At 44.9% G+C, this 21,085-nt stretch carries 21 protein-coding genes and 4 tRNA genes; 16 read left to right on the top strand and 9 right to left on the bottom strand.

All coding sequences use genetic code 11. The features are described 5' to 3' along the window. Positions 1-124 precede the first annotated feature (124 nt). From betA to LU290_RS01075, 8 genes are all read left to right on the top strand, one after another. Entirely contained in the window at positions 125-1,840 is a 1,716-nt protein-coding gene (gene betA / locus LU290_RS01040) for a choline dehydrogenase (RefSeq protein WP_277808735.1), read from the top strand. 567 nt (positions 1,841-2,407) lie between these two features. Beyond that, the gene (locus LU290_RS01045; protein ID WP_277808736.1) at positions 2,408-3,364 is read left to right on the top strand and encodes a glutamate/aspartate ABC transporter substrate-binding protein; all 957 of its coding nucleotides are present in this window, start codon (positions 2,408-2,410) and stop codon (positions 3,362-3,364) included. Positions 3,365-3,445: 81 nt separating this feature from the next. Continuing rightward, positions 3,446-4,189, top strand: coding sequence for an amino acid ABC transporter permease (locus LU290_RS01050; RefSeq protein ID WP_277808737.1), 744 nt, complete (start codon positions 3,446-3,448; stop codon positions 4,187-4,189). Next, positions 4,186-4,848 carry an ABC transporter permease subunit gene (locus LU290_RS01055; RefSeq protein ID WP_277808738.1) on the top strand — a complete coding sequence of 221 codons (663 nt, stop codon included), beginning with the start codon at positions 4,186-4,188 and terminating at the stop codon, positions 4,846-4,848. The genes LU290_RS01050 and LU290_RS01055 overlap by 4 nt, the downstream gene beginning before the upstream one ends. A 100-nt stretch (positions 4,849-4,948) precedes the next feature. Next, positions 4,949-5,677 carry an amino acid ABC transporter ATP-binding protein gene (locus LU290_RS01060; protein WP_277809525.1) on the top strand — a complete coding sequence of 243 codons (729 nt, stop codon included), beginning with the start codon at positions 4,949-4,951 and terminating at the stop codon, positions 5,675-5,677. 170 nt (positions 5,678-5,847) lie between these two features. Beyond that, positions 5,848-6,846, top strand: coding sequence for a homoserine kinase (locus tag LU290_RS01065; RefSeq protein ID WP_277808739.1), 999 nt, complete (start codon positions 5,848-5,850; stop codon positions 6,844-6,846). 8 nt (positions 6,847-6,854) lie between these two features. Then, positions 6,855-7,805, top strand: a complete 951-nt coding sequence (locus LU290_RS01070) for an Abi family protein (protein WP_277808740.1) — start codon at positions 6,855-6,857, stop codon at positions 7,803-7,805. Between the two features lie 110 nt (positions 7,806-7,915). Then, positions 7,916-8,803, top strand: a complete 888-nt coding sequence (locus LU290_RS01075; RefSeq protein ID WP_277808741.1) for a class II glutamine amidotransferase — start codon at positions 7,916-7,918, stop codon at positions 8,801-8,803. Positions 8,804-8,917: 114 nt separating this feature from the next. Here LU290_RS01075 and LU290_RS01080 read toward each other — a convergent pair whose 3' ends face one another. From LU290_RS01080 to LU290_RS01095, 4 genes are all read right to left on the bottom strand, one after another. Continuing rightward, a complete protein-coding gene (locus LU290_RS01080; RefSeq protein ID WP_277808742.1) occupies positions 8,918-9,403 on the bottom strand; it encodes a hypothetical protein in 486 nt (161 codons plus the stop codon). A 110-nt stretch (positions 9,404-9,513) separates the two neighbouring features. Next, complete coding sequence (locus LU290_RS01085) at positions 9,514-9,720, bottom strand: hypothetical protein (protein ID WP_277808743.1); 207 nt, start codon at positions 9,718-9,720, stop codon at positions 9,514-9,516. After that, positions 9,689-10,138, bottom strand: coding sequence for a putative toxin-antitoxin system toxin component, PIN family (locus LU290_RS01090; protein WP_277808744.1), 450 nt, complete (start codon positions 10,136-10,138; stop codon positions 9,689-9,691). Before LU290_RS01090 ends, LU290_RS01085 begins: the two co-directional genes overlap by 32 nt. 23 nt (positions 10,139-10,161) lie before the next feature. Next, positions 10,162-11,742 carry a peptide chain release factor 3 gene (locus tag LU290_RS01095; RefSeq protein WP_277808745.1) on the bottom strand — a complete coding sequence of 527 codons (1,581 nt, stop codon included), beginning with the start codon at positions 11,740-11,742 and terminating at the stop codon, positions 10,162-10,164. A gap of 108 nt (positions 11,743-11,850) precedes the next feature. Between LU290_RS01095 and LU290_RS01100 the strand changes: the two genes are divergently transcribed. From LU290_RS01100 to trpE, 3 genes are all read left to right on the top strand, one after another. Then, positions 11,851-12,213, top strand: coding sequence for a diacylglycerol kinase (locus tag LU290_RS01100; protein ID WP_277808746.1), 363 nt, complete (start codon positions 11,851-11,853; stop codon positions 12,211-12,213). A 77-nt stretch (positions 12,214-12,290) separates the two neighbouring features. Next, a complete protein-coding gene (polA, locus tag LU290_RS01105) occupies positions 12,291-15,203 on the top strand; it encodes a DNA polymerase I (protein ID WP_277808747.1) in 2,913 nt (970 codons plus the stop codon). 84 nt (positions 15,204-15,287) lie between these two features. Beyond that, positions 15,288-16,793, top strand: coding sequence for an anthranilate synthase component I (gene trpE, locus LU290_RS01110; protein WP_277808748.1), 1,506 nt, complete (start codon positions 15,288-15,290; stop codon positions 16,791-16,793). A 60-nt stretch (positions 16,794-16,853) separates the two neighbouring features. Here the strand turns inward: trpE and LU290_RS01115 are convergent, their stop codons facing one another. The 5 genes from LU290_RS01115 to LU290_RS01135 are packed head-to-tail and all read right to left on the bottom strand — an operon-like array spanning position 16,854 to position 19,966. Continuing rightward, on the bottom strand, positions 16,854-17,312 hold the full coding sequence (locus tag LU290_RS01115) for a hypothetical protein (RefSeq protein WP_277808749.1): 459 nt from the start codon (positions 17,310-17,312) through the stop codon (positions 16,854-16,856). A 2-nt stretch (positions 17,313-17,314) separates the two neighbouring features. Beyond that, entirely contained in the window at positions 17,315-17,719 is a 405-nt protein-coding gene (locus tag LU290_RS01120) for a hypothetical protein (protein ID WP_277808750.1), read from the bottom strand. Position 17,720: 1 nt separating this feature from the next. Then, on the bottom strand, positions 17,721-18,083 hold the full coding sequence (locus LU290_RS01125) for a hypothetical protein (RefSeq protein ID WP_277808751.1): 363 nt from the start codon (positions 18,081-18,083) through the stop codon (positions 17,721-17,723). Beyond that, positions 18,080-19,039, bottom strand: a complete 960-nt coding sequence (locus LU290_RS01130; RefSeq protein ID WP_277808752.1) for an ATP-binding protein — start codon at positions 19,037-19,039, stop codon at positions 18,080-18,082. Before LU290_RS01130 ends, LU290_RS01125 begins: the two co-directional genes overlap by 4 nt. 24 nt (positions 19,040-19,063) lie before the next feature. Next, positions 19,064-19,966 carry a helix-turn-helix transcriptional regulator gene (locus LU290_RS01135; protein WP_277808753.1) on the bottom strand — a complete coding sequence of 301 codons (903 nt, stop codon included), beginning with the start codon at positions 19,964-19,966 and terminating at the stop codon, positions 19,064-19,066. A gap of 80 nt (positions 19,967-20,046) precedes the next feature. Here LU290_RS01135 and LU290_RS01140 point away from each other — a divergent pair, with 80 nt between their 5' ends. The 5 genes from LU290_RS01140 to LU290_RS01160 all read left to right on the top strand — a co-directional run bounded on the left by LU290_RS01140 (position 20,047) and on the right by LU290_RS01160 (position 20,941). After that, positions 20,047-20,298, top strand: coding sequence for a helix-turn-helix domain-containing protein (locus LU290_RS01140; RefSeq protein ID WP_277808754.1), 252 nt, complete (start codon positions 20,047-20,049; stop codon positions 20,296-20,298). Positions 20,299-20,502: 204 nt separating this feature from the next. Further along, positions 20,503-20,578, top strand: a tRNA-Thr gene (locus LU290_RS01145). 83 nt (positions 20,579-20,661) lie between these two features. Further along, a tRNA-Tyr gene (locus LU290_RS01150) sits at positions 20,662-20,745 on the top strand. Between the two features lie 27 nt (positions 20,746-20,772). Further along, a tRNA-Gly gene (locus LU290_RS01155) sits at positions 20,773-20,846 on the top strand. A gap of 20 nt (positions 20,847-20,866) precedes the next feature. Further along, positions 20,867-20,941, top strand: a tRNA-Thr gene (locus LU290_RS01160). The last annotated feature ends 144 nt before the right edge of the window (positions 20,942-21,085 follow it).

The raw sequence follows: 21,085 nt of genomic DNA on the forward strand, positions 1-21,085 counted from the left end.
GTTTTTTCGTTCGTGGTGAGCTTGTCGAACCATGACGGAAAACCGTTCCGCCCGAAGACACAGCTCAGGCGAACGGTTTTTGTATAATTTTGACATGAATTGAGTATAAAAATAAGGACACAACATGACACAAGCTTATGATTATATTATTATCGGTGCAGGCTCAGCGGGGAATGTGCTTGCCACTCGCCTGACCGAAGACCCTGATGTCTCGGTGCTGCTTTTGGAGGCGGGCGGACCTGATTATCGTCTGGATTTTCGCACGCAAATGCCAGCGGCGCTCGCCTATCCTTTGCAAGGCCGCCGTTATAACTGGGCATATCTGACCGACCCTGAGCCGCACATGAATAACCGCCGTATGGAGTGCGGTCGTGGCAAGGGCTTGGGTGGTTCATCGCTCATCAACGGTATGTGCTATATCCGTGGCAATGCGATGGACTTGGACGGCTGGGCGAAACTTCCTGGCTTGGAAAATTGGAGCTATGCCGACTGCTTGCCGTATTATAAAAAGTCCGAAACCCGTGATGTCGGCGAAAACGACTATCACGGCGGCTCAGGTCCTGTGAGCGTCACCACATCGCAGCGTGGGCAGGACATTGGCAACAATGTGCTGTTTAATGCGATGGTCGAGGCAGGCGTGCAGGCAGGCTATCCACGCACCGATGATTTGAATGGCTATCAGCAAGAGGGCTTTGGTCCGATGGATCGTACCGTCACGCCAAATGGTCGCCGCTCATCCACCGCGCGTGGCTATCTGGACATGGCAAAATCTCGCCCAAATCTCACCATCAAGACCCATGCCGTCACCGACAAAGTGCTGTTTTCGGGCAAAAAAGCCATTGGTGTGCAATATTTGCAAGGCTCTGACACAAATCCTACGGTAGTTCATGCAAACCGTGAAGTCATCGTCTCAGCAGGGGCGATCGCATCGCCGCAGATTTTGCAGCGCTCGGGCGTGGGGTCGAAGGCTTTGCTTGATGAATTTAACATCCCCGTGGTGCACGACCTACCGGGTGTGGGTGAAAACTTGCAAGATCATTTGGAGATGTATTTGCAATATGAATGCAAAAAGCCTGTCTCGCTCTATCCTGCCCTAAAATGGTACAATCAGCCTGCGATCGGTGCCCAGTGGCTGTTTTTGGGGAAGGGCATCGGCGCGAGCAACCAGTTTGAGGCTGGTGGCTTTATCCGTACTCGCCCTGAGTTTGAATGGCCAAATATCCAGTATCACTTCCTGCCTGTGGCGATCAATTATAACGGCACCAACGCCGTGGAGGAGCATGGCTTTCAGGCGCATGTCGGCTCGATGCGTTCGCCGTCTCGTGGTCGCATTCGCCTAAAATCCCTAAATCCGCACGACCACCCAAGCATTTTGTTCAATTATATGTCGCACGAACAAGACTGGCAGGAGTTTCGTGATGGCATTCGCATCACTCGTGAGATCATGCACCAGCCAGCGCTCGACCCGTATCGTGGGCGAGAGATCAGCCCAGGCAAGATCGCCCAAACCGATGCTGAGCTGGATGAATTTGTGCGCAATCACGCCGAGACCGCCTACCACCCATCGTGCAGCTGTAAGATGGGCTATGACGACATGGCGGTGGTCGATAGCGAGGGGCGTGTGCATGGCGTTCAAGGACTGCGTGTCGTGGATGCGTCGATTATGCCGCTCATCATCACAGGCAACCTAAACGCCACCACGATCATGATCGGCGAGAAAATCGCTGACGCCATTAAAGGACAAAAACTGCCAAAATCAAACGCTCCGTACTACAAAGCCGACCCAAGCGTGCTGCGAAATCCGCCAGTGCGTGCGTTTGATGAAGGGATGTTATTGTAGTCGTGTGCGTGGGTGGGCAATTCATATCAAGCAAGCCCAAAAGCGGCACGGTTTGTGGGCGCTAATTGCAATTAGCCCCTACGATTAAAATCCAAATGTCATGTGATTTGTAGGGGCGAAACATTTTTCGCCCTGTGGACGGTTGGTAATGTTTTTAAAAACTGCCGAGCGATTGTGGGGGTGTGTTTTTAAGGGCGAATGTTAAGGGCGAATGTTATTCGCCCCTACGGTCAAACCCTACATGCAAGTCCGTTTGTAGGGGCTAATTGCAATTAGCCCCTACGGGTAAAACCCTAAATTTCATGCGATAGGTAGGGGTGAAACATTTTTCGCCCTTTCTTTTTGCCTGCCAATTTGTAAATATATTTATTAAAAATTCTAATAATTTTAATAATTGTACTGATAAAAATGCTGACGAATGAATGATTGATACAAAATTATCATAAATGTTAAATAATTGTTGCACTCGGGTTGAAATTCTTTTATGATTGAATCATGCGATTCTTTCAGATTGCACACAGCCATAGTAGATTTGGCTGTTTTCATTTGCATAAAAAGAGGACTTTTATGAAACATCTACCAAAATTTGCCGTCATGGCACTATCAGCATCACTATTGGCAGCTTGTGGCGGCGACAAGCCAGCAGCCACGCAAGGTACGGACGCTGGCGCACAACAGCCTGCCGCAGCCACGACCCAAGGCACCCTTGATAAAATCAAACAGTCAGGCACGATTGTACTGGCTCATCGTGATTCATCCATTCCGTTTTCTTACATCGCTGACAATCCAAACCAGCCAGTCGGCTACGCACACGACTTGCAGCTAAAAGTCGTCGAGGCGCTCAAACAGCAGCTGAACATGCCTGAGCTGAAAGTGCGTTATAATCTGGTCACTTCCCAAACTCGCATTCCGCTCATCCAAAACGGTACAGTGGACCTTGAATGTGGCTCCACCACCAACAACACCGAGCGTCAGCAGCAGGTTGATTTCTCGGTCGGTTTCTTTGAGATCGGCACTCGTCTATTGACCGCCACGGACTCAGGCATCAATGACTTTGCCGACCTAAACGGCAAGACGCTTGTCACCACCGCAGGCACGACATCAGAGCGCTACATCAAGCAGTACAATGACGAGAAAAAAGCAGGCATTAACATCGTCTCTGCCAAAGACCATGGCGAGAGTTTCTTGATGTTAGAAAGCGGTCGTGCTGACGCTTTCATGATGGATGATGTCTTGTTGGCAGGTGAGCGTGCCAAGTCAAAAGACCCAGCCAAGTGGCACATCGTCGGCACACCGCAGTCTTTTGAAATCTATGGCTGTATGGTGCGTAAGGGCGATGCCGACTTTAAGAAAGTCGTCGATGACACCCTAAAAGCGACCTACGCCTCAGGCGAGATCAACGGCATCTATGACAAGTGGTTCACGCAGCCAATCCCGCCAAAAAATGTCAATATGGACTTCGCCATGTCTGACAACTTGAAAAAGCTATTGGCAAGTCCGCATGACCAAGCCGACCCACAATAACTTTGATAAGTAATCAAAGGCATTTTTGCAAAACCACTCAAAATGTTTTGGGTGGTTTTTTAGAGTAAATAGGAATTTTCCATGAATTATAATTGGAATTGGGGCGTGTTGTTTCAGTCCACAGGGATTGGCAATGAGCTGTATTGGCATTGGCTGTTGAAAGGGTTTGGCTGGCTTTTGGTCATTGGCTCGACAGCATGGATCATCGCCTTGGTCATTGGCAGTGTGCTTGGTGTGATGAAAACCCTGCCCAACAAAGCCGCACGCACCATCGCCACCATGTATGTGGGCTTTTTTAGAAATGTGCCACTCTTGGTGCAGCTGTTTTTTTGGTTTTATGTGGCGCCGACCTTATTGACCGAGTCGCTGCGCAACTGGTGGTTCACTTCGTTGTCATTCAACACTTCGGCGGTCATCTCAGCCAGCATCGGTTTGGGGCTGTTTACCGCCGCACGCATCATCGAGCAGGTGCGCACAGGCATCGAATCTTTGCCAAAAGGGCAGGCGAACGCAGGCTATGCGCTTGGGTTTAGCACCGCTCAGGTATACCGTCATGTGCTATTGCCACAGGCGTTTCGAGTGATCTTGCCGCCCATGTCATCTGAGCTGACCAACTGCTTTAAAAATGCGTCTGTCGCTTCACTGGTGGGTGTGGCGGAGCTGATCAGCCAGACCAAGACCATCAGCGAATACACGCAAAACAACTTTGAGGTCTATACCTTCGCCACCATCATTTATCTCATCTTTAATATGACGCTCATCTTTGGCATGACTTGGCTTGAAAAGAAAGTGCGCATTAAAGGGCAGATTGGAGGTGCGGTATGAATGAATTACAGCTTGCCATGCCTGCCTTGATGGCGGGGTTTTGGGTGACCTTAAAGGTGCTGGTGCTTGCCATCATCGGTGGTCTTGCCATCGGTACGGTGCTGGCGCTGATGAGGCTGTCAGGTAAAAAGTGGCTGTCTGTGCCAGCGGCATTGTATGTCAATTATTTTCGCTCGGTGCCGCTGCTTTTGGTGCTTTTGTGGTTTTATTTTGCTGTGCCGATGATGTACAACTGGATCACGGGCAAATTTTTCACGCTCGACACCGCCTTCACTTCTTGTGTGGTGGCGTTCATGGTGTTTGAGGCAGCCTATTTTTCAGAAATCGTGCGAGCGGGCATTCAGTCGATTGGGCGTGGACAGGTCTCGGCAGCCTATGCGCTGGGCATGACTTATAAGCAGACCATGCAGCTCATCATCTTGCCGCAAGCCTTTCGCAAGATGCTGCCACTTGTATTGCAACAATGTATCATCTTATTCCAAGACACGACGCTTGTCTTTGCCATTGGTCTGGTGGACTTTTTTCGTGCCAGCTATGTGCGAGGCGATCTGATGGGCTATCTTACGCCTTATATTTTGGGCGCAGGTGCGGTGTATTTTGTGATCAGTTTGACAGCGTCCACTGGCGTGAACATGCTTAAAAAGCGACTAAGATTTTAAAGGAAAATTTATGGCAATCGTACAACAAATCAACGACACGACATGGATTAATGAGTTTGGCGGTCTGGTGTCAAACGAAGGTCACGCCAGCGACGAGATCATGATTAAGATTCGTGATGTGTCAAAATGGTATGGCAATTTTCAAGTATTGACCGACTGCACTGCCCACATTCACAAGGGTGATGTGGTGGTGGTCTGCGGACCGTCAGGCTCAGGCAAATCGACCTTGATTAAGACGGTCAATGGGCTTGAACCATTCCAAAAAGGCACGATCACCGTAGGCGACACTTCGGTGGGCGACAAGTCCACTAACCTTGCCAAGCTCAGAAGTCGCGTGGGCATGGTGTTTCAGCATTTTGAGCTGTTTCCGCATTTGTCCATCAAGGACAATCTTACCATCGCTCAGGTGAAGGTATTGGGGCGCTCAGAAAGTGAGGCGACCGCCAAAGGCTTGGCGTATCTTGACCGTGTGGGGCTGTCTGCTCACGCCAATAAATACCCCGCCGAGCTGTCGGGTGGGCAACAACAACGAGTGGCGATCGCTCGTGCTTTATCGATGGATCCTGTCGCCATGTTGTTTGATGAGCCGACATCAGCGCTCGACCCTGAGATGATTCAAGAGGTCTTGGATGTCATGGTGAGCCTTGCTCGTGATGGCATGACCATGATGTGCGTGACGCATGAGATGGGCTTTGCACGCCAAGTGGCAAATCGCATCATCTTTATGGATGAGGGCAACATCGTAGAAAATTGTAGCCGTGATGAGTTTTTTGGTGGTGCAAGAAGTGATAGAGCGCAATCTTTTTTATCAAAAATTCTCAATCACTGATGTTTTTAATAGCATCAAACCGCCTAAATTTGGGCGGTTTTTTGTGGTAAAATCATCCAAAAAGTTTTACAATAGAGCGTGTTGAGCATGTCTAAGTTATGAATAAGACTACCAATGTTCAACACGCTCAGTCATCTTAGCTCATCTTTTATTATTTTATTGGAAAAATCATGTCCGTCTATACTCACTTATCTGATGATGAATTTTTTGCGTTTTGTGGTCTTTATGGCGTACCCTTCAAAAAAGCCACGCCCATCACGCAAGGCATCAAAAATTCCAACTGGTTTATCAGCACAGACAGTGATGCGGACGATGATTTTAGCTATGTATTTACGCTGTATGAGGAGCGTGTGCCTGCCGACATTATCAAGATGGCAACCGTCATGCACGCCCTAAAAGACAAGCTCCCCATCGCCTCGCCACTCATCAAAAAAACCGCCAAAGGGCAAAATATCGGCGAAGATTGTGTCATGCGTTATGAAAACAAAGCAATCCTAGTCGTACCAAAGCTGGCAGGCTCGCACCCAAGTGCCACCGATGAGCCGATGTGTTTTGAGATGGGGTGTGCATTGGCGATTTTGCACCAAACTTTGCAAACCTTACAGCCTGCCGAAGAATACGGCGTGCCACTGTATGACTGGGCAAGGGTCAAAGAGCGTGAGACGGGCTTTATGCCTGCTGACGAAGCAAAGCTTATGAACGACATTTGGGACGCTTATGCCAAATTGCCGACCGATTTGCCAAAGGGGCTGTGTCATTTGGACATGTTTACCGACAACACGCTTTGGGATTTTTCAGGCGATATGCCACGCCTGACGGGGCTACTTGACTTTACCGAAGTGTCGGTGGAGCATTATGTGATGGACATTGCCATTACCATCAATGACTTTTGTACTACTTGGGGTAACGCCAGCGATGGCGAGAGCGTGAATTTTAATACTGATAAAATGAATGCCTTTATCAAAGGTTATGAAAGTATCCGCCCCTTAACGCTTGATGAAAAAAACGCTTTGCCAGTCATGTTGGCGTATAGTGCGACCATTTTTTGGCTACTGCGTCTTAATGTTATTCATTATAACCGTGAGCAAGGTCGCACAGGCGATGACATTATGGTGAAAAACCCTGATTTGATGAAACGACTGGCGAGTTTGCATTGGGGGAGGGTGTGACTTTTCAGGTGTCAAAGACTTGGCTTGATTTTCAAGATCAGCTGGATTTATTAAAACAGCGTGGATTGGTGGTCGGTGATGAACTAACTGCCATTCATCATTTGCAACGCATTGGCTATTATCGTTTGGCGGGTTATGCTTATTCGTTTCGCCAAATCATCCCTAATAACACACCACCAAAACGCAGAGATACTTTTATTCAAGGCAGTCATTTTGATGATATTATTCAGCTTTATCAATTTGACAAGCGATTGAGATTGCTTGCTTTTGAAGCTATAGAGCAAATTGAAATGGCAATTCGTACTGATATTGCTTATACGCTTGGCAAACGACATGTCAATGCTCATGAGAAAAGCGAATGTTTGGATGCTGGCTTTTGCAATCGTTTTGGTAAGAGGCAGGGCAAGAAAGATTTGTATAGCCAGAAATCTGACCATCATGCTTGGCTGGATAAGTATGACAGCTTGGTTAATCGTGCCAAAAAACAGGCGTTTGTTAAGCATAATCTTGACACTTATGGTTGCTTACCAATTTGGGTGGCGTGTGAGATTTTGGATTTTGGGGCATTATCACGACTGTATGGCGGATTGAAATATCAAGATCGCCAAAGTATTGCCAAAAAATACAAAACAACACCCGACCTGTTATCACAATGGCTAAGAAGCCTGAATTTTATTAGGAATATCGTTGCTCATCATGGTAGGCTCTGGAATGTCAATATGATTGACCGTAGCAATATATCCGCCAGCTTTCCTAATACTTCGGTGCGACAATTGGACAACCAAAAACCTTTTGCTTACTTTTATTTGATGGCTCATTTGGTTGAAATTATCAGTCCGCAGTCAGATTGGAAAGTTCGGTTAATTCAACATTTGAACCATTTTCCAGTACCCAGAAACAGTGCGGTCAGTCTGCAAGATTTTGGTTATTTGTCAGCCTTTAAGAAATATGGTTGGTAAAAAAGAAAGCCCCAGATTACCGTTGTCCAAAAGAACAAGGCAGGGTCTGGGGGCGTATTAGTTTTAGTATAGCAAGCGTGATTTGTCTTGTCAATAAAAAGAGTAAAAAAATGTGCCAGCTATTAGGAATGAACTGCAACACACCCACCGACATTGGGTTTAGTTTTACGGGCTTTCGTCAGCGGGGTGGGGCGACTGACCACCACGAGGACGGCTTTGGCATTGCTTTTTTTGAAAAAAGCGACTCGGGGCGAATGGGGCTGCGTCAGTTTCATGACAACCAGCCCAGTCACCTATCCCCTGTGGCAGATTTGATTAACCAATACCCCATCAAAGCCATGAATGTCATCGCTCACATCAGACGAGCCACCACTGGCGAGAAAAACAACCTTGCCAATATCCACCCCTTTGTGCGTGAGGTCTGGGGCGAGCAGTGGGCATTTGCGCACAATGGGCAGATGACCGACAGCTTTATGCGCCGTACCCAGAGGCTTTCTGCCAATGGCAATGCCGAGCACTATGCCCCCGTGGGGACGACTGACAGCGAGCTTGCGTTTTGCTATCTGTTAAACCGCTTAAAAGCCACTTTCAAGACTCGCCCGTCTGATGAGGCTTTGTTTGCGTTTTTGACAGCGCAGTGCCGCTATCTGTCCGCCAATGGATTGTTCAACTGCTTGATTTCTAACGGCGATTGGCAGCTGGCTTATGCAGGCAGTTTGCTGTTTTATCTGACTCGCCAAGCGCCATTTGGTGAGGCAAAGCTGTCGGATGGCGAGATGAGCGTGAACTTTAATGATGTCACCACCGCCAAGGACAAAGTGACGGTGATCGTCACCATACCGCTCACCACCAATGAAAAATGGCAACAAATCGCCGTGGACGAATGCTTGGTGTTCAAAGACGGTGCGGTGGTGTTCCAAGACACGCCAAGCAAAAAAACCTACATGAGCATCGAGGACGGCATCGCCTTGGCACGCAGTGTGGGGGCGAGTATTTAGGATTTGCTCTGTGGATTTGGGTTGCTGTGGCGGATGGGGCAGGTGGGTGTGGTTGAATTGATCAAAGTCAAAAAGTGTGATTAAAAATTTGCACCATAAGTGCAAAATGTCCATTTAACGGCTATTTTCATAAACCCAACGCCGACAATCGCCATATTTATAAAATTTGACATACAAATGCACTTGATATAAATTATCAAAATTATAATCACCCACCGATATTTCGTTTTCTCCCACACAAAACTGCCTTTTAAAAGAATGGCTACTGGTATCGTAGGCGGGTAATTCTGTGTCGGCAATTTTTTGAATATTTTCTAACAAAATCTTGGTGTCGATATAAGACAAATTGTGATATTTGTAAGTAATACTAATGGATTGAGCGTCGGTGCGTTTATGGTCATCTCGTTCATCAAATGGGGGCAAGCCGATTGTAATGGTATTCAAGATTTGTTGCAATTCGGCTTGCTTTTTATCATAATCCAATGTGATTGGGGCGTGATATTTGGGGTTTTTGAATACATCCACCCAAAAATAAATCATCATGGGTAGCATAAAAGCCAAGATAGCTGCGGTAAAAATACCACGAATCATACTTTTCATACTACCCACCTTAAAAATTAGTGTTCACGAGTCGCCCTAAACTCCACCTCAGGATAACGCTCTTGCATTAATTGCAAATTAACACGGCTTGGGGAAAATTGACAAATAAATCATAACGCCTTATCAAGCAAAGCCATTGCCTTTTTAATATCGCCTTGTTTAGCTCTGTTTTCAAAGCGTTTTTTTGCTTCATATTCGGCAAGCATATTGGACATTGTTTCATCTATTAAACGAGCAACACTCAATCCTTGCTCATTGGCTATAGCACTTAGGCGTTCGTGTTTGTCATTGCTGACTTGAAGTGTTAATGTCGTCATTATGACTCCTTAATTGCAATAATTGTTCTGGTGTCAAAATTTGAATGCCAAAATTTAATTCATTTTGGCGAAAATCTTTTTGATTATGACTGACAATAATATTGGCATTACCTGCAACCGCCAATTCTATCAAATGATTGTCGCCTTCATCTTTTAAATTGGGTCGCCACAAATAAAAAATACGCACCCATTCGCACACAGATAACAGCGCATTTAAAATTTCATTGCGTTCAGCCAATGATAATTTGCTTTTGACAAAAATATCATCACGAGCCAAAACATCTTCATATTCTGCCAATAATGCCACACCAATAATCGGTATAAATTCGCCTTTTAAGCAGGCTTTAATTAGGCGGTTGGCGTGATAAGACCCCAAACACGCCCCCACCAAAATATTGGTATCCAAGACAACTTTCATTATAATTTCACATTAATCTAAAATCAATGCTCACGAGTGCTACGGAACTCCACCTCAGGATAACGCTCCTGCATTAATTGCAAATTAACACGGCTTGGGGCAAGGTAGGTCAGATAACCACCGCCGTCCACCGACAGCTGGTCGTGGGCTTTTTTCTTAAATTTTTCAAACGCCACTTTGTCATCCGAGTGCACCCACCGCACGGTAGCGATAGAAATCGGCTCAAAGCTACATTGCACTTTATATTCTTCAAGCAAACGATGTGCCACCACTTCAAATTGTAGCACGCCCACCGCTCCCAAAATCAAATCATTATTGATTTGGGGCATAAAGACTTGCGTTGCTCCTTCCTCACTAAGCTGTTGCAAGCCTTTTTGCAGTTGCTTGGATTTTAAAGGGTCTTTTAGCACCACACGGCGGAATAATTCTGGGGCAAAGTGCGGAATGCCTGTAAAATTCAAGGTTTCGCCACTGGTGAAACTGTCGCCAATCTGAATCGTGCCGTGATTGTGCAAGCCGATGATGTCGCCTGCGTACGCCTCTTCTAGCGTCTCACGGTCGCCTGCTAGGAACATCAGTGCGTCCGACACTCGCACTTCTTTGCCGATACGCACATGATTCATTTTCATGCCTCGCTCGTACTTGCCAGAGCAAATTCGCATAAAGGCGACACGGTCTCGGTGTTTGGGGTCCATATTGGCTTGGATTTTAAAGACAAAACCTGTGAAATTTGGCTCATCTGCACGGACCACTCGCTCCACCGCCGTGTGGTCTTTTGGTGCTGGGGCGTGGCGAGTTAAAATGTCCAAAATCATATTCACGCCAAAGTTGCCCAAAGCCGTACCAAACAGCACAGGCGTTTGGCGACCTGCCAAAAATTCTGCTTCGTCCCAATCCTCAAAACTCATCTGAGCAAGTTCAAGACCTTCAATAAAATCATTCCACATCAGCTCGCCTAGGCGTTCTTTGATGTCGGCATGATCGTAGCCATCACGAGTTTCAATGTCGGCAATCTCCGAGCCAAAGCCTTTTTTATAAAAATAAGTCTTATCCTCAAGCAGATGATACACCCCCACAAAATCCTGCCCCATACCAATGGGGTAAGCAAACGGAATGCATTTGATTTTTAGGACACTTTCAATCTCGTCCAGTAGCTCGAGCGGATTTTTGATTTCACGGTCAAGTTTATTGACAAAACTGATGATTGGCGTATCACGCATACGGCACACTTCCATCAGCTTAATCGTCCGCTCTTCCACGCCTTTTGCCCCGTCAATCACCATAAGTGCAGAGTCCACAGCGGTCAAAGTGCGGTAAGTATCTTCCGAGAAGTCAGCGTGTCCAGGGGTGTCAAGCAAATTCACCATACAATCAGCATAAGGAAACTGCATCACCGAAGTCGTAATAGAAATGCCCCGTTCCTGTTCCATACTCATCCAGTCTGATGTGGCGTGTTTGTCGGTTTTGCGAGATTTGACCTCGCCTGCTTTTTGGATCACCTGCCCCCAAAGTAGCAGTTTTTCGGTCATCGTGGTCTTACCTGCGTCAGGGTGGCTGATGATGGCGAAGGTACGGCGGCGGTTGATTTGGGAAATTAGGTTCATAATACAGTCATCAATGTTTAAAAAAGTGGTTTATTTTAGCAGATTTACCAGTAATTGAAAAATAAAGAATGGGTGCTATAATGAATTAATCACCCTACAGGAAAAACCATGTCCGCATTCAACCAAGCCAAAGGCTTAAAACGCATCATCAAAACCCTATCGTACTCTAAAGATGGCTTTAAAGTTGCCATCAAAGAGCCTGCCATTTTTCAGTTGATTTGTCTGCATTTGCCGTTGATGGCGGCAGCGTTGTGGCTAGATTTTGCGGTGGCGGTTAAGATGATATTGATTGTTGGCTCATTTTTGTCGCTCATTGTGGAATTTTTTAATACCGCCTTAGAAGCCGCCGTGGATCACACTTCCATGGAGATTCATCCGCTCGCCAAAATCGCCAAAGATGTCGGCTCATCGGCTCAGTGGCTTGCGCTTATCTTGGTGGCAATTTTGTGGACTATGGCGTTATTTGCATAAAGTTTTTGAACTTGGGCGAATGATTTTCCCATGATGAGTATTTTTTGGTTATAATAGGTAAAATTTTACCTTTTGTGATGACCATGACCGACCTAACCGATTATACCCACATTCCAAGCCTTGCCACCTTTGACACCACAAGCATTGGCAAAAACCGCCCACCTGTGATTTTGGTGGACGGCTCATATTATCTGTTTCGCTGTTTTCATGGCTTGCCGCCGCTTTCCAACAAAGACGGCTTGCCGACCAATGCCACCCGTGGCGTACTAAATGCCCTAAACAAACTCATCAAAAAATACAACCCCACCCATATGGCGGTTGCCTTTGACACCAAAGCCCCGACCTTTCGCCACGAGCTGTCGGACGCTTACAAAGCCCACCGCCCACCGATGGACGATGATTTGCGGGTGCAGATTCCCTACATTCATAAGATGATTGAGAGCCTTGGCATACCACTTATCACCATTGACGGCTTTGAAGCGGACGACATCATCGGCACGCTTGCCCACACCGCGTGCCAAAATGGCTACCCTGTCGTCATTTCCACAGGCGACAAGGATATGGCACAGCTTGTCAATGATTGTGTGATATTAGAAGACAGTTTTAAGGACAAAATCACCGATGCAGATGGTGTATTTGAAAAATTTGGCGTACACAACACCCAAATCGCCGATTATCTCACTCTCATGGGTGATGCCTCTGACGGCATCGCTGGCATTCCCAAAGTGGGGGCAAAAACCGCCAGTAAATTACTCACCGACTATGGCGACATTGACGGCATTTTGGCAAATCTTGCCAACATCAAAGGCGTGGTGGGTAAAAACATTGCCGAACATCAAGGCGAAATCCCCCTAAATCGCACCCTTGCCACCATTGTTACCAATTTGGCTTTGCCCATTTCTTTTGATGAATTAAAATTGGACAACAGCCAAACTGCAACCATTGGGCGAGCCAAAGCGTTATATCAATTATTTAATGAATTAGAATTTAAAAAAGAAATGGCGGAACAATCGGCACTCTTAAAATTAGCCGATATGCCAATTACCGATGATTTATTTGCCAATGATGAATTAACACATAATCCATTAAATAATGATTTATCAAATAACGACTTATCAAATGGCGAATTAAGCGTTAAACCTTTACCGATTAAGCCGACCCATTATCACAACATTGATAATGAAACCGACTTTTTAAATTTAATCACTCAGTTAAAAAACAGCCCCCATTTTGCCATTGATACCGAGACCACCGACATCAATTGGCAAAAAGCAGAATTGGTCGGTATTAGCATTTCTCTTGATAATTATAATGGCTACTACATTCCTGTGGGGCATACGGGCGATTTTAATTTATTGATAGACAATCAATTAGAGCTTGATTTTGTGTTAAATGAATTAAAGCCCATTTTGGAAAATCAGAGCATTGGCAAAATCGGTCAGCACATCAAATACGACAGTCATATTTTTAAAAAATATGGCATTGAACTGGTTAATTGGCAAATGGACACCATGCTGGCAAGCTATGTGATAAATAGCGTGGCGACACGGCATAATATGGACGATTTGGCAAGCCATTATTTGGGCGTAACGACCACCTCGTTTGAAGAAGTGGCGGGCAAAGGGGCAAAGCAAATTTCCTTTGACAAAGTAGAACTTGAAAAAGCGAGCCAATATGCTTGTGAAGATGCGGACATCACCTTTAGGCTGTTTAGTGTGTTTGATGAGTATTTAAATCAAGACCCAAATGCCAAAAACTTACTGACCAAATTAGAAATCCCCACCGCCCAAATTTTGGCTCAAATGGAATATGATGGGATTTTGATTAAGCCTGAATTTTTGGGTAAATTGTCGGCAGTCTTTGACAATCAAATTTATGAGTTGGAACAAAAAGCCTTTGAATTGGCGGGCGAGAATTTTAATGTGGCAAGCCCCAAACAGCTTGGCGAGATTTTGTTTGGCAAATTGGGCATTTCTGGCGGTAAAAAAACCAAAACAGGGCAATATTCCACATCGGAGGCGACCCTTGCCAAGATTGACCACCCGCTTGTGGAAGTGGTGCTAGAACACCGCAGTCTCTCCAAGCTCAAAAGCACCTACACGGACGCACTCATCAAGGCTGCCGACAAGGGCGGGCGGGTGCACACCAGCTATCATCAGGCTTTGACGAGTACGGGGCGATTGTCGTCATCTGACCCCAACCTGCAAAACATTCCGATTCGCACCGACACAGGACGGCTGATTCGTCAGGCGTTTGTCGCTCCCAAAGGGCGAGTGATATTGGCGGCGGACTATTCGCAAATTGAGCTACGGCTGATGGCTCATTTTAGTGGCGATGAGAGTTTGATTCATGCCTTTAACAACAACCTAGACATTCACACCGCCACCGCCAGCGAGATTATGGGCAAATCGCTTGATGAAGTAACACCAAACGAGAGACGCTCGGCTAAGGCGGTGAATTTTGGACTGCTCTATGGTATGGGCGTGTTTGGGCTTGCCAAACAGCTTGGCGTGGGCAACGATGTCGCCAAAGACTACATCAAACGCTACTTTGCCCGCTATCCTTTAATCAATGATTATATGGAAAACACCAAAACGCACGCCAAAGAGCTGGGCTATGTTACCACCATTTTGGGGCGAAAGCTCTATGCCCCTGACATCAATTCATCAAATGTGATGATAAGACAAGGAGCGGAGCGAGCCAGTATTAACGCTCCGCTACAAGGCTCGGCGGCGGAGATTATCAAACTTGCGATGATTGCCGTGGATAAGGTTTTGCCCAAAGACCACGCCAAACTTTTGCTCCAAGTCCACGATGAGCTTGTGTTTGAAGTGGATGCCGACAAGGTGGACGAGATTGGCGAGCTTATCAAAACGGCAATGCAAAATGTGCTAACCGACACCGCCCGTGAGCTTGGTTGGACGGTGGATTTTGCCGTGCCACTCTTGGTGGAGATTGGCGTGGGCGAAAATTGGGACGAGGCTCATTGATTTTGAGTTTTCTTGGATTTTTCATACCGATTGACTTATGATAGAATGCTTGTTATTTGATATTGTTTTAATGGATTTGGAAAAATGATCACACAACACGAATTTACCACGCTTGCCGAACAAGGCTACACCCACATTCCCCTCATCAAAAAACGCCTAATGGACGATGCCACGCCTGTATCGGTCTTTGCCAATTTGCGTCAGTTTTTTGCGTCTGCGTATTTGTTTGAATCGGTGGTGGGGGGCGAACGCTGGGCGAGATACTCCATGATTGGGTTGGGTTCGGACATTGTCATTGAATACCATGATGGCGAAGTGGTTTTAAAGGACAAACGCACCGACACCATCACCACGCACCACCAAAATCCTTTTGAATTTATCCGTCAATTTATGGCAAATTATAAAACGCCCACGCAGGACACATTGCCTGATTTGCCAGCGTTTAGCGGTGGTTTGGTGGGGTATTTTGGCTATGACATGATACGAGTCATTGAGCCGTCTGTTGGCACATCAAATTCCCCCAATCCCTTAAATTTGCCTGATATGTGGCTGACGCTGTCCAATCAAGTGGTGGTGTTTGACAATTTGGAACACACGCTCTCCATCGTGGTTTATGCCGATGCTCATGCCAAAGACGGCTACAAAAAAGCCCTAAAAAGTTTGACCATCATTGAAAATCTGCTCTCGCACAAGCCTGATTTGAGCGTCAAAAAACAGCCCCTGCCACATTTTGTGTCGCACACAGGGCAAAACAAATACTGCACCGATGTCAATCGCATTAAGGACTATATTAAGGCAGGCGATGTCATGCAAGTTGTGCCTGCTCAGCGCTTGACGGGCGAATTTGATGGCGATCCATTGGCGGTGTATCGTGCTTTAAGATATTTAAATCCATCGCCGTATTTGTTTTTGATTCAAGGCGAGCTGGCTGATGATGAGCCGTTTCACATTGTTGGGGCGTCGCCTGAGATTTTGTCTCGTATTGAAACGGTGGGCGATGAACGCAAAGTCACGGTGCGACCACTGGCAGGCACTCGCAGAAGGGGCGTGGATTTGGCGGAAGATTTGGCACTGGAAGAAGAGCTTTTGTCCGACCAAAAAGAAATCGCCGAACATCTGATGCTGATTGATTTGGGGCGTAATGACATTGGCAAAGTGTGCGACATTGGCACGGTCAAGGTTACGGACAAAATGTTTATTGAACGCTACTCGCAAGTCATGCACATCGCCAGTAATGTTGAAGGCGTGGTGCGAGATGACAAGGACGCTCTTGATGTCTTTTGTGCAACTTTCCCAGCAGGCACGCTCTCAGGGGCTCCCAAAATCCGAGCCATGCAAATCATTGATGAAGTTGAGCCTGTTCGCCGTAGTGTGTTCGGTGGGGCGGTGGGCTATCTGGGCTGGGCGGGCAACATGGACACTGCCATTGCCATTCGTACTGCCGTACTCAAAGACGGGCAAGTCCATATCCAAGCAGGGGCAGGCGTGGTGGCAGACTCCGACCCTGTGGCAGAATGGGATGAAACCAACAAAAAAGCCCTTGCCATCGTCAAGGCGGTGGAGATGGCGTGTGGTGGGCTTATGGTTTAGGGGTTGGTAACGGGTGTTTTTTGGGGAGTGGGTCTGTTTGGCTCTCCAAAAAAAGTTATTTTATATTTCAATATGAACTGTTTCAACTGGAAATGCAAACCCCTCTTTTTTTGTTGAAGACCATAATTTATTAGGTAGCTCCTCTTTGATTTCATTGGTTGTTAATAATTTTACCATGATTTCATTGAGAAGTTTATCATCACATTCAATGGACTTTTTATCAAGAAAGGTGCGAATATCATTTAGTTCGCCCATTTGATGGGTGTCAAAATACTCAATGACAGCTTTATGTACTTTTTTCTCCTTATTGAGACCAATAAAGCCCAGTGTAAAGAATATAAAAATACCTATTGCCCATAATGGCATATCAAGACCAAGTAAGCTTAGTCCGTATTGTATCACCCAGGAGATCCCCCAGATGACAGCAATAACCAGGATAAAAGACCAAGTGTTTTTCAGGATTGCCCATGCAATAGCAAGGACAAATAATCCCAGAATAAGAAAAATAATAACTTCCATAGCTAGCTCATAGGTTTGTCGATATCAAATTTAAGTGTTTTATGTTCTAGCAGAGTTGATTGTGCTTGAGCGTTTAAATACTCATCAATATTAAAAATCTCTGATTGACTCTTTTTGTTAATCCAAGCGCCTTGCGAATTTTGAAAATAAAAATCAAAAGAAATTTGCATTGCGTTACCTTGAATATAAGTCAATATCGCATGACCTGCAACAAAATTTATATGTTCATCACTTTCGGCTTGTAGAATAAATTTGTCAGTACCTTTAGAGAATGACGAAATAAAATCTGCAATGGAGCTTTGATTCTTTTTGATAAAACTGGGTAAAATATGATTTGAAATTAGTTTTTTGGCGAACTGTTCTAATTCGTTAGGGTCTTGATTTGTGTTATTTGGTTCGTTAATCATCCTACACCTCCAAATGCAATTCTGTTTGAACTTCATCAGTAATATCAATGACTGATGAGTTAGATCTATCCGCTTTTCTGCGAATATCCTCTGGAATTTCGCTTGCGGGAATTTCTCTTGTTACGATGGTTTCCTGCCAATTACCGCGTTCGTTCTTTGAGAAGAATTTTTGCAAAGCTTTGGCAGTTGCGTAAGTTGCATTTCCTGTATCAAGATAAGTTTTAAAACCGACAATCATACTCGGTATTAAATGCGTTTTGATGCGTTCAATGCTAGCTTGGATAAAAGATTTAATTTCTTTCCAAAATGCTGATACAACGACAGCACCTGCAATCAGTGCACCAGCTATCAAAAAAGGAATCATAAAGTTTCTCCTTGGTTTAATTGAGATTGAACATATTCTTCTGAGACGATTTTGGTGCTAACCGTTGTTTTTACACCTGTATTTTTACGCTTGCTATTTTGAATGGATTGTATTTTTTCTTTTAGGTTGTCGTGAGTTACTAGGTCTGCACCATCTGTCTTTGCAGCAAATGCTGATAGCAAGATGGCATTGGCAATGTCCGAGCCACTTAACCCCTCGGAGATTTTGACGATTTCTGATAGATTGATATTGTGAGGCAGTGCTTTGGGAATGTATTTATAAAACAGATGTTCTCTGGTCTGCTCATCAGGTAGTGTATACTCAATGTGTATTAAGATGCGACGCATAAAAGCAGGGTCGTAATTACTGATGAAGTTGGTTGCAAAAATAACTGTATCATTATAATCATTGAGCAGAGTTAGCATGACCGAACGAGTTTGATTGACGCTTGTATCGGTAGCACTTGTCATGTTGGTAACACGACGGCTTAAAATTGCATCTGCTTCATCAAAGAATAAGATGGCATTATTGGCTTTGGCAAATTCAAAAGCCGCCTGAATATTTTTTGGGGTTTCCCCAACATATTTGGATTCAATATCGCCATAATTGACCAAGATTAGTTTTCTACCAAGTGCGTGAGCAATGGCATGGGCAGACATGGTTTTACCTGTGCCAGGCTCGCCATAAAGATTGATAATCATTTTATTATCAAATTTGTGTGTCTGAGAAAAGCCCCAGTCATCAAAAACTTCTTTTTGATGCTGACGTAAGCCAATCGCTTTCTGTAAGTCAGATTTGGTCTTAGCCGGCAAAATTAAATCGTGCATTTGGTATAAAGCATTACTAAGTTCAAATTCAATTTTTGTTGCTTTATTTGTCTTATCTGTTTTATCTGCATGGATTGCATTTTCATTTTTATTTAATTTTTCTAGAAAGCTGTTTGGATTGATTGGCATAGTGCCCTCTTTTGTTTGCTGACTTTATATTGTAGGAGGGTTGTTCAAATATGTCTTAAGTTGGTTATTTAGCTCATCCTGCCAATCTTTTGGCTCTATGATGGTTAGGTGTGGAATCCATGAGCGTATCATGGGAAAAATTTGTGCTTGTTGATAAACGCTACTTTGAATCAGCAGTCCGCCATCATCGAGCGATTGGACAATTTTTTGATGAGGTAAAATCTGCTTTTGGATAAAATATCCGCTAGCATAATTATCTGCCTGAATGATTACTGGGGTAAGATGCTCGCCAAACCAAATGCCATCACTGGCATCAATTTGCTGTTTAATGTCATCATCAATGTCAAACCGCTGTCCGCCCAGCGTTAAATGGGTGATTTTGCTGAGTCGGTAGGTTTTAATTTCCTTGCCTTTATTGCTTTGTAGTCCAATCACATACCAACAGCCACGATGATTGATCAGCTTATAAGACATGACAGTGCGAATACTGTTTTTGTATTCAAAAATCACGATTTGTTGATGTTTGATGGCGTGTTTGAGCAGTTTGATGGCATCATGCAAAGTGGTGCTATTTTCGTATTCATAGCCTTTGATGTGCAAAAGACCGTCAGATTTTTGCTTTAATAGTTCTCTTGAAAGACTAATGTCAAAATTTGGCATGAGATGATGAATGCCGATAAGCTGAATGAATTCGCCAAATTCCTTGTCTGTCAAATCAAACTTGCGATGATTGTCCAAATAAATAACGCCACGCTCACGCAAAAGTGGCAGATAACATTCCATGCGAGCCAAATCACGGCGAATTGTCTTGGTGCAAACGCCGTATTCTTCAGATAATCCCTTGATACTTAGGCGTTCATTGCTATTTAAGCGGATAAAAATGTCCGCAAACCTGTCCGCCAGTCTTTCATGTTTATTATTTGCCATCTTTGCTCATCGGTAATTTTAAGAGCCAAATCATTGTACTCATTTTGAGTAATTTAGTCAATCTATTGTAGAAATAGTGCATGACAAAAAGTATTTACTCAAAAGAGATGGTTGAGCTACGCCACTGGCTTAGACATCAACGCAAACAAAAGAATCTCACCATGCGTTCGCTTGCCGAGCGATTGTCTCGTCCGCATTCTTATGTACAAAGAGTGGAGGAGGGCGATCGCAGACTTGATGTGGTTGAGTTTGTGTGGTATTGCCAAGCACTTGAAATTGACCCAAAGTTGGGATTTGAGCTTATCTTATCGCATTCGCACAAAGCCAGTTAAATAAATTGTAAATGATAAAATGGACAGGTTGTGTCCATTTTGCTTACCCAAGAGAAATTTTTTTCTGCGATGGGCTGATCTTGATTAAGGTAATAATAAAAATATATAAAAATCAATAACTTGCAAAATAATTGAATTTTTTTGATAAAAAACGCTTGCATAATGTCAGAACTGTGCTATTATACGCACCACTTAGGAAACACCGCCGGCTTAGCTCAGTTGGTAGAGCAACTGACTTGTAATCAGTAGGTCGCCAGTTCGATTCCGGCAGCCGGCACCACTCCTAAGAAACCTTTCAGGTCAAGCCCAAGTAGATGGGCTTAATCTTTTAAAAAACCATTAAAAGACATGCCTGTACCACTTGGTGGGGTTGGGGAGCGGTCAAACCCAACAGACTGTAACTCTGTCGCGAAAGCTTCGAAGGTTCGAATCCTTCCCCCACCACCATTATTCCTGCCTTATATTTACTACCCTGCGGGTGTAGTTTAGTGGTAGAACCTCAGCCTTCCAAGCTGATGGTGCGGGTTCGATTCCCGCCACCCGCTCCATTATTTTAGAGAACTTATTCGCTCTTGTAGCTCAGGGGTAGAGCACTTCCTTGGTAAGGAAGAGGTCGCGGGTTCAATTCCCGCCAAGAGCTCCATATTTTAGCCCTTACAACTTGTGTTGTGAGGGTTTTTAACGCATAAAATGTTTTAAAAAACCATAAAAAATAGCCTATTTTTCATAAGATTGAGAAAAAACTATTTAATGGGGCTATTTAAATGGTTAAATTTTGTGTTATAAT

This window comes from Moraxella nasibovis (genome assembly GCF_029581575.1).
GTDB lineage: Bacteria > Pseudomonadota > Gammaproteobacteria > Pseudomonadales > Moraxellaceae > Moraxella > Moraxella nasibovis.

Bases quoted from the DNA above. Each gene is read 5' to 3' on its own strand.
- betA (WP_277808735.1), top strand. From the start codon at position 125: ATGACACAAGCTTATGATTATATTATTATCGGTGCAGGCTCAGCGGGG.
- LU290_RS01045 (WP_277808736.1), top strand. From the start codon at position 2,408: ATGAAACATCTACCAAAATTTGCCGTCATGGCACTATCAGCATCACTA.
- LU290_RS01050 (WP_277808737.1), top strand. From the start codon at position 3,446: ATGAATTATAATTGGAATTGGGGCGTGTTGTTTCAGTCCACAGGGATT.
- LU290_RS01055 (WP_277808738.1), top strand. From the start codon at position 4,186: ATGAATGAATTACAGCTTGCCATGCCTGCCTTGATGGCGGGGTTTTGG.
- LU290_RS01060 (WP_277809525.1), top strand. From the start codon at position 4,949: ATGATTAAGATTCGTGATGTGTCAAAATGGTATGGCAATTTTCAAGTA.
- LU290_RS01065 (WP_277808739.1), top strand. From the start codon at position 5,848: ATGTCCGTCTATACTCACTTATCTGATGATGAATTTTTTGCGTTTTGT.
- LU290_RS01075 (WP_277808741.1), top strand. From the start codon at position 7,916: ATGTGCCAGCTATTAGGAATGAACTGCAACACACCCACCGACATTGGG.
- LU290_RS01080 (WP_277808742.1), bottom strand. From the start codon at position 9,403: ATGAAAAGTATGATTCGTGGTATTTTTACCGCAGCTATCTTGGCTTTT.
- LU290_RS01085 (WP_277808743.1), bottom strand. From the start codon at position 9,720: ATGACGACATTAACACTTCAAGTCAGCAATGACAAACACGAACGCCTA.
- LU290_RS01090 (WP_277808744.1), bottom strand. From the start codon at position 10,138: ATGAAAGTTGTCTTGGATACCAATATTTTGGTGGGGGCGTGTTTGGGG.
- LU290_RS01095 (WP_277808745.1), bottom strand. From the start codon at position 11,742: ATGAACCTAATTTCCCAAATCAACCGCCGCCGTACCTTCGCCATCATC.
- LU290_RS01100 (WP_277808746.1), top strand. From the start codon at position 11,851: ATGTCCGCATTCAACCAAGCCAAAGGCTTAAAACGCATCATCAAAACC.
- polA (WP_277808747.1), top strand. From the start codon at position 12,291: ATGACCATGACCGACCTAACCGATTATACCCACATTCCAAGCCTTGCC.
- trpE (WP_277808748.1), top strand. From the start codon at position 15,288: ATGATCACACAACACGAATTTACCACGCTTGCCGAACAAGGCTACACC.
- LU290_RS01115 (WP_277808749.1), bottom strand. From the start codon at position 17,312: ATGGAAGTTATTATTTTTCTTATTCTGGGATTATTTGTCCTTGCTATT.
- LU290_RS01120 (WP_277808750.1), bottom strand. From the start codon at position 17,719: ATGATTAACGAACCAAATAACACAAATCAAGACCCTAACGAATTAGAA.
- LU290_RS01125 (WP_277808751.1), bottom strand. From the start codon at position 18,083: ATGATTCCTTTTTTGATAGCTGGTGCACTGATTGCAGGTGCTGTCGTT.
- LU290_RS01130 (WP_277808752.1), bottom strand. From the start codon at position 19,039: ATGCCAATCAATCCAAACAGCTTTCTAGAAAAATTAAATAAAAATGAA.
- LU290_RS01135 (WP_277808753.1), bottom strand. From the start codon at position 19,966: ATGGCAAATAATAAACATGAAAGACTGGCGGACAGGTTTGCGGACATT.
- LU290_RS01140 (WP_277808754.1), top strand. From the start codon at position 20,047: ATGACAAAAAGTATTTACTCAAAAGAGATGGTTGAGCTACGCCACTGG.